This window comes from Thermogemmatispora sp. (genome assembly GCF_019683755.1).
In the GTDB taxonomy this organism is placed as follows: Bacteria; Chloroflexota; Ktedonobacteria; order Ktedonobacterales; family Ktedonobacteraceae; genus Thermogemmatispora.
Genome location: NZ_JADGHT010000208.1, coordinates 1 through 8445, shown reverse-complemented (window position 1 = coordinate 8445; position 8445 = coordinate 1). Strand labels below are relative to the sequence as shown.

Below are 8445 nucleotides of genomic sequence, written 5' to 3'. Positions count from 1 at the left end.
CCCCCCCCCCCCCCCCCCCCCCCCCCCCCCCCCCCCCCCCCCCCCCCCCCCCCCCCCCCCCCCCCCCCCCCCCCCCCCCCCCCCCCCCCCCCCCCCATGGCGCAGGAGCCGCTAGCTGCCCTGAGCTTCTCGAACGAGGCAGGTGCTGACCAGGGGAGGCCGGGGTGTGACTCGCCTTCAAGCAGGTTCGTTTCTCCTCTCTTGAGAAGAGGTTCTTTGAGAAGAGGTTTGCTGGAAGGCGACTCTAGCCTGCCTTCCTCTCAGCTCGGCTACCCCTGGCTGCTAGACTCGCTGCTTTCGTGAGCGCTATGCTGTCTGGCCGGCGAGACTCTTCTGTGGCCTCTTCCGCCTGAGAAACACGTTTGCATGGGAGAACGATGCTCACAGACCGGCTCGCAGTCCCTGCACAGCGCACCTCGCGCCGTTCCCGCTTTGTCTTCGAGTGGCTTGCCGTCGCCTTAATACTGGCCTTGGCTTTGACACTGCGCCTGCTGCTGATCCATGCTCCCTGGCCCATTACGAATAGCGATGAGGCCAACATGGGCCTGGTTGCGCTCCATGTGGCCTATCAGGGCGATCATCCTATCTTCTTCTATGGTCTCCCCTATATGGGGCCTGTCGAGGGCTACGTTGCCGCACCACTCTTTCGCCTGCTAGGACCCTCGCTCTTCACCTTGCGTCTGGCTCTGCTGCCCTTCGTCTGCGGCTTCTTGCTGAGCAGCTATGGTCTGGTGCGTCTGCTCTATGGGAGAGCCTTCGCCCTCGCTTGCTTGCTCTTGTTTACCTTTGGCTCGGGAGATGTGCTTTTCCTGCAGTTACGCGCAGTCGGTGAGTATCCCGAGATGCTGATGTTTGCGCCCCTCATTCTGCTACTTGCCGCCTGGCTGGCGCTCTCTTTTCATCCCGGGCGTGTGTGTGGCCAGTTCGGCTCGTGGAAACGAGTGATCGTCTATAGCCTGCTGGGACTGAGCAGTGGCCTGGCTCTGTGGATCGATTTTCTGATCGGCCCGTTTGTGCTGGCGGCACTCTTGCTACTAGCCCTTTTCTGTTGGCGTGAGTTGTGGGGGCGCGCCGGCCTTGGCCTATTGCTGGGGATGACGGTCGGAGCTGAGCCTCTGCTCTACTACAATCTCACAGCTCCCTTTAGCCAAAACTCATTAGCCGTGCTCTTATCTATCCATCACGGCGGCGCTGGCCAGTTAGCCGCTTATCATCTGACCTGGCTGCATCAGCTCAGTGGAACCTTCTTTATCGCACTGCCGTGGGCCACAGGCTATCAGCCACGTTGTCCTCTCCAGGCACTTCCTCCCTGGGGACTCCCCACGCCAGCGGCCTTGCCCTGTGTCCTGGCTCAAATGGGCTGGGGAGTGGGCTACGTACTGCTGGCCCTCCTGGCTACCGCTCTCTGCCTGCGGCGTCTGCGGCGGCTTCATCCGGCTGGCTGCCTTCTTCGAAGGCTCCGTCGTCGGCAGCTCCCAGGCGCAGCGCTCGCCCGACCAGCCCAGTCCCAGGAGGAGGAACGCGGGGAAGCAGTGCGCCAGTGTACACAACTGGCCCTGCTGGCCAGCGTTGGCTTAACGCTTTTGCTCTACGCTATCGCACCAGTGGCTGCTGTCTCACCAGAGACGACCTTTCGCTATCTGACCTGCGCTCTGGTAGCCCTGCCGATTCTGCTCTGGCCGCTCTGGCAGCGAGGAACCTACGCCTTGAGACAGCTCTCTCTGCCCAGACAACCGTCGTCCTTTGTGAAGAGCAGTGTCCCCAGGGCCGCAGTCGGCATGGCCACGACCCTCCCTTCGACCTTCCTCTTGCTCCTGGTCGCGGCTACCTTCGTGGTAGGTACTGCCCGCACCTTTGCAACTGTTCCGGCGGCGCAGGCCGACTACCAGCGGCGCCTGACCCTGATCAGTGAGCTAGAGCGTATTGGCGCCACACGGGTCTATTCTGAGTACTGGACCTGCAATTGGCTCGTCTTCTTGAGCCAGGAACGCATCATCTGTAGCGTCCTTGATGCCGAGCTGCGCCCAGGCTTTAATCGCTACGGACCCTATCGGCAGATCGTTGATAGCTCCCCAGCACCCGCTTATGTCTTTCCCGTGGCTAGCGGCTTGCTCGATGCCACTACAGGCCGCCAGCAGGCCGCCTTCTTCCAGCAGCATGTCTTATCTTCTCCCGAGGCCAGGAGCACCTATCGTCTCTACCAGTTCGTCGGTTACCTTGTCTACCAGCCACGGCCTTCAACCTCACCGCCACCCCCACCGTGAGCGGATCAGCGGTCCCGCCTGATACACCTGGCACATCGCTTCTGCATAAACAGGTCCAGAGCACCTTAACCAGAGCTCAGACCAGCCTGGCAGCTCCTATGAGACAGGAGCTACCAGCGCCCTGCCGAGCGTATCGGCTTATCTGCCTGCCGTACTGGTCTGGTCGCCGCCATTAGGCCAGGACAAGCAGCTCAGGGCGCTGGATAGATGGCCAGATTCGCGAAGGCGACCACCACACCCTTGGGCGTATCGGGCAGATTCGAGACATAGAGAGCAATTGAGCCACTCTTGTAACTGCTATCCGTCACGCTGTTGAGCGTCTGACCATTCACAGAGAGCGTCATGGTCGACCCCTTGGCGACGATCTCGATATGGTTAACCTGCCCGATGGGTTTGAGCGCTGTGGTCGACAAGTAGCCCACGAGCTTCTGGTCATCGAGAGGCTGGCCTGATGAGTCAACTACGCCCTTAAAAATGGCGTAGGTTGAATCGCCATACATCGCGAAGCGGTAGTAGGTCGCCAGCTCCGTATTCTGGTTGGCGGAAGCGCGGATATAGATGCCAAAGCCACTATTCTCCTGTGTTCCCTTCGTGATAGTGGCATCGACATCCAGCTTGAAATCATCGAAAGTCTTGCCGGGCACGAACTCAGGGAGAATACGATTGTTATCCTCTTCAAGAACAAGTTGCCCGTTGCCAAGCTTCACAGAGTAGCGACCCGGCACACTGGTGAGATCCCAACCGTGATTGTTATTAGTAAAGGTATCGCTGAAGAGCGGAGCAGCCGTAGGGCTGCTGGTGCTCTGCGCGGGCGTCGGCGTCAATGTTCCTGCGGTTCCCCCGCCGCGGTGAGTGAGAGCAAAAATACCAATTCCTCCCACCACCAGCGCCAACACGATCACCGCAATCAGGGCAATCAGGCCGAAATTGGGCCTGCCGCGCGGTCGCTCAGGCGGTTGGGGCTGAGTCGACGGCAGCGGTGGTACCTGATAGCCACCGACCTGGGGAGGATAACCGCCAGGAGCCGGCGGAGCATAGGAGCCTCCTCCCTGCTCAGGATAGCTATAGGCTGGCGGTGGCGGCGTTGAGGATGGCGGACCACCATAGTAGCCAGGGGACGATGGTGGCGGAGGGGTCGGAGCCGGAGTCGCCGACTGACCCCACTGCGAGGATATCCCTCCTCCTGAGTACGGCTGACCATAGGTTGTCGGGGGATATCCTCCCACGCCTCCTCCCCAGGGCATGCCCGGATTCGATGACGTCGGCTGACTGCTCGCCGGTGCATTATAGTATCCACAGTTACTGCAGTAGACTTCGTTTGGCGCCAGCGGCATTCTGCAGCGCTGGCAGAACTGACCTGCGGCCCCACCCTCATAGGGAGGATATATTGAGGACATGTGACAGGACCCTCCACGCTTCTTGGCATACTCGGCTCACACAGATGGCTAGCCAGGTTGAGTATCGCATATCGCCGCCTGAATGTCTACCAGTAATTTCTCACAAATCGCAGAATGTCAAACGGTTCATGCTCTTTGAGTGGACTGAAGTTCTTTGAGTAGCTTATGCAGGCGACACGGGTCAAGTGGCATCTCGCGGATGCGCAGGCCGAAGGGGGCCAGGGCGTCATCGAGGGCCGCAGCAAAAAGGGCTGCCACTGGAATGGTGCCGGCCTCACCTGCCCCTTTGACTCCCAACGGATTGAGGGGCGAGGGAGTCTCTATGTGCTCAACCTGAAGAGGAGGAATCTCCTCAACCGTGGGCAGCAGATAGTCCATGAAGCTGCCATTGAGCAACTGCCCCTCCTCATTGAAGACGAGACGTTCATAGAAAGCTCCACCGATACCCTGGGCGACTCCGCCGTGGACTTGCCCCTCAACCACCAGCGGGTTAATCACCCGTCCGCAATCGTGGACTGCCACATACTTCAGGATCGTCACCATCCCGGTGCGAGGATCAACCTCCACAATGGCCCCGTGGGCGCCACTGGCGAAGGTACCGCGCGGGGGACTATAGAACGCTGTGGCCTCTAACCCTGGTCCGCCGCGTTCCTCCGGAAGAGCCGGGCCGGGGCGTGGCCCTGCCAACTGCATCTGCATTAACTTGCGTGCATTCTCTCCATAGGAATAGCGCAGGGGATTGGCGGCGATGGCCACCTGACCAAGCGTCAAAGCCCGTTGAGGCGCATCGCGGACAAAGACCTTGCCATCCGCTAGCTCAATATCGTCCGGCGAGGCCTCAAAGAGGTCTGCCGCCACCTGTTTAGCCTTCTGACGTACCTTAACCGCTGCCAGGTGGATGGCCGAACCAGCAACGGTAGCGGCGCGACTGGCGAAGGTGCCAACGCCCCAGTAGAAGGCCTGTGAGTCACCGGTGGTCACCAGCACATCCCGCGGGTCAATTCCCAGTTGATCAGCCACAATCTGCGCGAAAGTCGTCTGGTGAGCCTGGCCCTGGGTTGTCACACCTGTCGAGACATAGACGCGTCCATCTGACTCCACTCGCACCTGAGCTCCCTCGTAGGGACCGATGCCAGTTCCTTCAACATAGCAGGCCACGCCCACGCCCAGATAGCGCCCCTGCTCCCGCGCTCGCCGCTGCTCCGCGCGAAACTGCTCGTATCCAAGCGCTTCCTTGAGGCGCTCCAGGCCCGCCTGATAGTTGCCGCTGTCGTAGATGGTTGGCCCACCGTCCTGATAGACCAGACCAACGTCCCAGGGAAACTCATCCGGTCGAATAAAATTGCGGCTGCGTACCTCCAGCGGATCAAGCCCCAGCTCTGCCGCAATGCGGTCCATGATGCGCTCCATCACAAAGACTGCATGGGGACGGCCCGCGCCACGGTAGGGACTGACTGGCACTTTGTTAGTGTAGAGAACTGTGAACTCACTATAGTAATGTCTTAGGCGATAGGGACCTGGCAGTGTGCAAGCTGTAATAATTGGGACGATGATACCATAGGGGGTGTAGGCCCCAGTATCGTGCAAGAAGATATCTCGGACTGCCAGCAAAATCCCCTGATCATCGAAGGCATATTCTACATCATGAATCTGGCCGCGCTCTTGATTGGCCGAAACAAAATGCTCTGCCCGATCCTCGATCCACTTCACGGGGCGTCCCAGCCGGAGGGCAGCGAGGGGGGTAAGGATCTCCTCGGGATAGAACATCATGATCTTCGTGCCGAAGCCGCCACCCACATCGGGAGCCACCACGCGCACTTTGTGCTCTGGCAAGTGGAACATAGCGGCCAGGCCATTGCGGATCGGAATCGGCCCCTGCGTTGACATCCAGCAGGTCAGCATTCCCTCATGCGCGTCCCAGCGCGCTACCACGCCACGGCCCTCCATCGGCATAGCCGAGCCACGTTCCATGACGAAGCGCTCACGTAACACATGGGGAGCCGAGGCAATGACCCCCTCGGGGTCGCCCACGCGCTGCACCAAATGGGCTGCAACATTGCCAGGGACATCGGCATGCACCAGAGGCGCTCCCTCTGCCGCCGCCTGCTCCAGGCTGGCCACCACTGGCAGCGGCTCATAGTCCACGTCGATCAGCTCAAGTGCATCCTCGGCCAGATAGCGATCTTCGGCCACCACAAACGCCACAGCGGCCCCAGCATAGTGGACCTCGTCACGTGCCAAGGGCAGTTGTGTCCGTGGCTGCGTCAGCGCCGGATGAGGTACGAGCAGCGGCGACGGCTCCAACAGCTCACCCAGGTCTGTTGCCGTCAATACTAGATGGACGCCGGGAAGGGCACGAGCTGCTGAGGCGTCAATCCTCTTGATGCGAGCGTGGGCATAGGGGCTGCGCAAGACGGCAGCGTGCAACATCTCGGGCAAATTGATGTCATCCACATATGTCCCCCGACCACGCAATAAGCGCGGGTCCTCGGAGCGCTGAACTGGAGCACCAAACCAGCGTGTTGTCATGGGCGCCTAGGCCTCCTCCCTCTGAGACTGTGAGCTGCGCAGGTAGTGGGCGGCTAGCTTGACCGCCTCGACAATGTTGTGATAGCCAGTACAACGGCAGAGATTCCCCGCCAATCCCTGGCGGATTTGCTGCTCATCCGGCTCAGGATTCTCGTGTAGGAAGGCATGGACCGACATGATGAAGCCAGGGGTACAGAAGCCACACTGTAGCGCGTGCTTCTCCTGGAAAGCGCGCTGAATCGGATGGAGTTCCTCGGAGCTGCCTGCCAGCCCTTCGATGGTTGTCAGAGCCATGTTATCGACCTGAACAGCCAGCAGCAGGCACGAGCGCACGGCCTCCCCGTTGAGCAAGACCGTGCAGCAGCCACAGACGCCATGCTCGCAGCCGACATGCGTGCCCGTTAACTGCAGCTCATGGCGCAGGAAATCCGACAAGAGCATGCGCACCGGCACACGACGCTGATAGAGACGGCCATTGACCGTCACTGTCAGATCATACTCCTCGCAGAACTGCGGAGGAGACCCAGGCTCTTCGAAGGCATACATTAGGCAACAACCCCTTTCTCGTTGCTAGCTCGGCTGCCCGCCAGCAGCCGCTACTGAGCTTGTAATGCCAATGGCAGCCGGAGCAGGCAAACGGCCAGCTAGCTCGCTGCCCTGTTAGCTTGCTGTTTCTAAGACTGCTAGGCTTGCTCTTGCGCAGGCTGCGCACGGGCGCTCGCGAGACGAGCTAGCTAGCAATTTGCCGTCCCTGCTGATGATTCACTGACCGCTGATGCTTGCAGGCAACAAGAATGAGGAACGGCCCCTTGATGGGGCCTGAGAGCTGGTGATGTGCTAAGCTGTGGCGTGACAGTGAATATGCCTGCGAAAGCAGACCAGCGACGCACCTAGACATCAGGCAGATCCAGAGTGAGTCGAGGAGCAACGCGACCAGGCTAGCGGCAGTAAGCGGCGTGTCAGTTCCGCAACCAGCTCGCGGCGATACTCGGCGGTAGCATGGATATCCTGCATCTCTTCGCTAACCAGGCTGCGCGCCGCCTCCGCTGCCTCCTCCAGCGTTGCAGGCTCTAGCCTGCTGCCAATCAGCAATGCCTCCACCGCGGAGGCTCGCTGTGGCACCGGCGCTATGCCCAGGTAACTGAGGCGAGCCGAGCTGCAGCGTCCATCAGGCCCGGCAGTCAGCACGACAATCGCGCCCGCAAGGGCATAATCGCCAGAGCGACGTGCGAACTCAGCAAAGGCCCAGCCAGCAGCCGGGGGAAGCCAGGGAATACGCACCTCTGTCACCATCTCATCAGGCCGCAGCTCGGTGGTCAGATAGCCTTGGAAGAAATCCGCTGCCGGCAGCAGCCGCTCACTACGGGCACTCTGCGCAACGACTGTGCCATCCAGGCAACGTAGTAGGGCAGGCAGCTCTGCCGCTGGATCAGCATGGGCAATGCTTCCCGCCACGGTGCCACGATTGCGAATCTGGAAGTGGCCAATATGGCGAATGACCTCAACCAGGAGCGGGTGTCTCTGCTGCACAGCAGGCGAGCGCTCAACCTGCCGCTGGCGTGTCACCGCGCCAATGGCTAGATAGTCCGCCTCTTCTTCAATGTAATGCAGCTCTGAGAGACGGTTTATGTCGAGAAGATAGGCCGGCCTGGCCAAACGCATATTCAGGAGCGGCATCAGGCTCTGACCGCCCGCCAGAATCTTAGCCTCTTCAGCATAACGATCCAGTAGATCCAGTGCGTCATCCAGGAGACGCGGCGCGCAGTATTGAAAGCGTGGTGGTTTCATCGCTGCTCGCTCCGTCTGTCATGCGCGTTTCGCTCCCTCTTCTTTTCTCGTTCGCCTTTTTTGAAGAAGGCGAACAACCTCTCCCCCGTGCGCACCTCGTCTGCAGCACAGGGAGACTGTTCAGCCTGACCAGCCCCCATGAGGCAGCAAGACGCTCACTCAGCCCGGCCAACTCATTCAGCGCGCCCAAGCAATGGCGTCTGGGCCTGCCTCTCTGCCTGGGCTAACTCGGCCCTGAAGGGTGAGGGAATACCCAAAAGAGTACCCCCATCGCTCGCCTCTGTCAAGCCTCCTGGCTCAGCGGTCCTCGCCCACTCAACAGGTAGACGATGCCCTGCTTTTCTCTCGCTATGTTCACTTCTCTCTTTTAATACTGCTTTTGCATATTTATATGTTTGCGAATCAGTACAATAGAATAAGAGAGTATTTACATTTACGTGGCGCGGCTGCTTGCCTAAGCCTTAGAA

General features: G+C 60.1%; 5 protein-coding genes. 1 reads left to right on the top strand and 4 read right to left on the bottom strand.

Annotated elements, in window-relative coordinates; genetic code table 11:
• Positions 1–377 precede the first annotated feature (377 nt).
• On the top strand, positions 378–2264 hold the full coding sequence (locus IRZ24_RS13345) for a hypothetical protein (protein ID WP_297165056.1): 1887 nt from the start codon (positions 378–380) through the stop codon (positions 2262–2264).
• A 191-nt stretch (positions 2265–2455) separates the two neighbouring features.
• On the opposite strand, the gene IRZ24_RS13340 is transcribed toward IRZ24_RS13345, so the two are convergent.
• The 4 genes from IRZ24_RS13340 to IRZ24_RS13325 form a co-directional block, all read right to left on the bottom strand.
• A complete protein-coding gene (locus IRZ24_RS13340) occupies positions 2456–3661 on the bottom strand; it encodes a family 16 glycoside hydrolase (protein WP_297165055.1) in 1206 nt (401 codons plus the stop codon).
• A 126-nt stretch (positions 3662–3787) separates the two neighbouring features.
• On the bottom strand, positions 3788–6190 hold the full coding sequence (cutA, locus tag IRZ24_RS13335; protein ID WP_297165053.1) for an aerobic carbon-monoxide dehydrogenase large subunit: 2403 nt from the start codon (positions 6188–6190) through the stop codon (positions 3788–3790).
• A gap of 6 nt (positions 6191–6196) precedes the next feature.
• A complete protein-coding gene (locus IRZ24_RS13330) occupies positions 6197–6736 on the bottom strand; it encodes a (2Fe-2S)-binding protein (protein WP_297165051.1) in 540 nt (179 codons plus the stop codon).
• A 351-nt stretch (positions 6737–7087) separates the two neighbouring features.
• Entirely contained in the window at positions 7088–7978 is an 891-nt protein-coding gene (locus tag IRZ24_RS13325) for a xanthine dehydrogenase family protein subunit M (protein ID WP_297165049.1), read from the bottom strand.
• Positions 7979–8445 lie beyond the last annotated feature (467 nt).

Coding starts and splice junctions, on each gene's coding strand:
- IRZ24_RS13345 (WP_297165056.1), top strand. CDS start 378: ATGCTCACAGACCGGCTCGCAGTCCCTGCACAGCGCACCTCGCGCCGT.
- IRZ24_RS13340 (WP_297165055.1), bottom strand. CDS start 3,661: ATGTCCTCAATATATCCTCCCTATGAGGGTGGGGCCGCAGGTCAGTTC.
- cutA (WP_297165053.1), bottom strand. CDS start 6,190: ATGACAACACGCTGGTTTGGTGCTCCAGTTCAGCGCTCCGAGGACCCG.
- IRZ24_RS13330 (WP_297165051.1), bottom strand. CDS start 6,736: ATGTATGCCTTCGAAGAGCCTGGGTCTCCTCCGCAGTTCTGCGAGGAG.
- IRZ24_RS13325 (WP_297165049.1), bottom strand. CDS start 7,978: ATGAAACCACCACGCTTTCAATACTGCGCGCCGCGTCTCCTGGATGAC.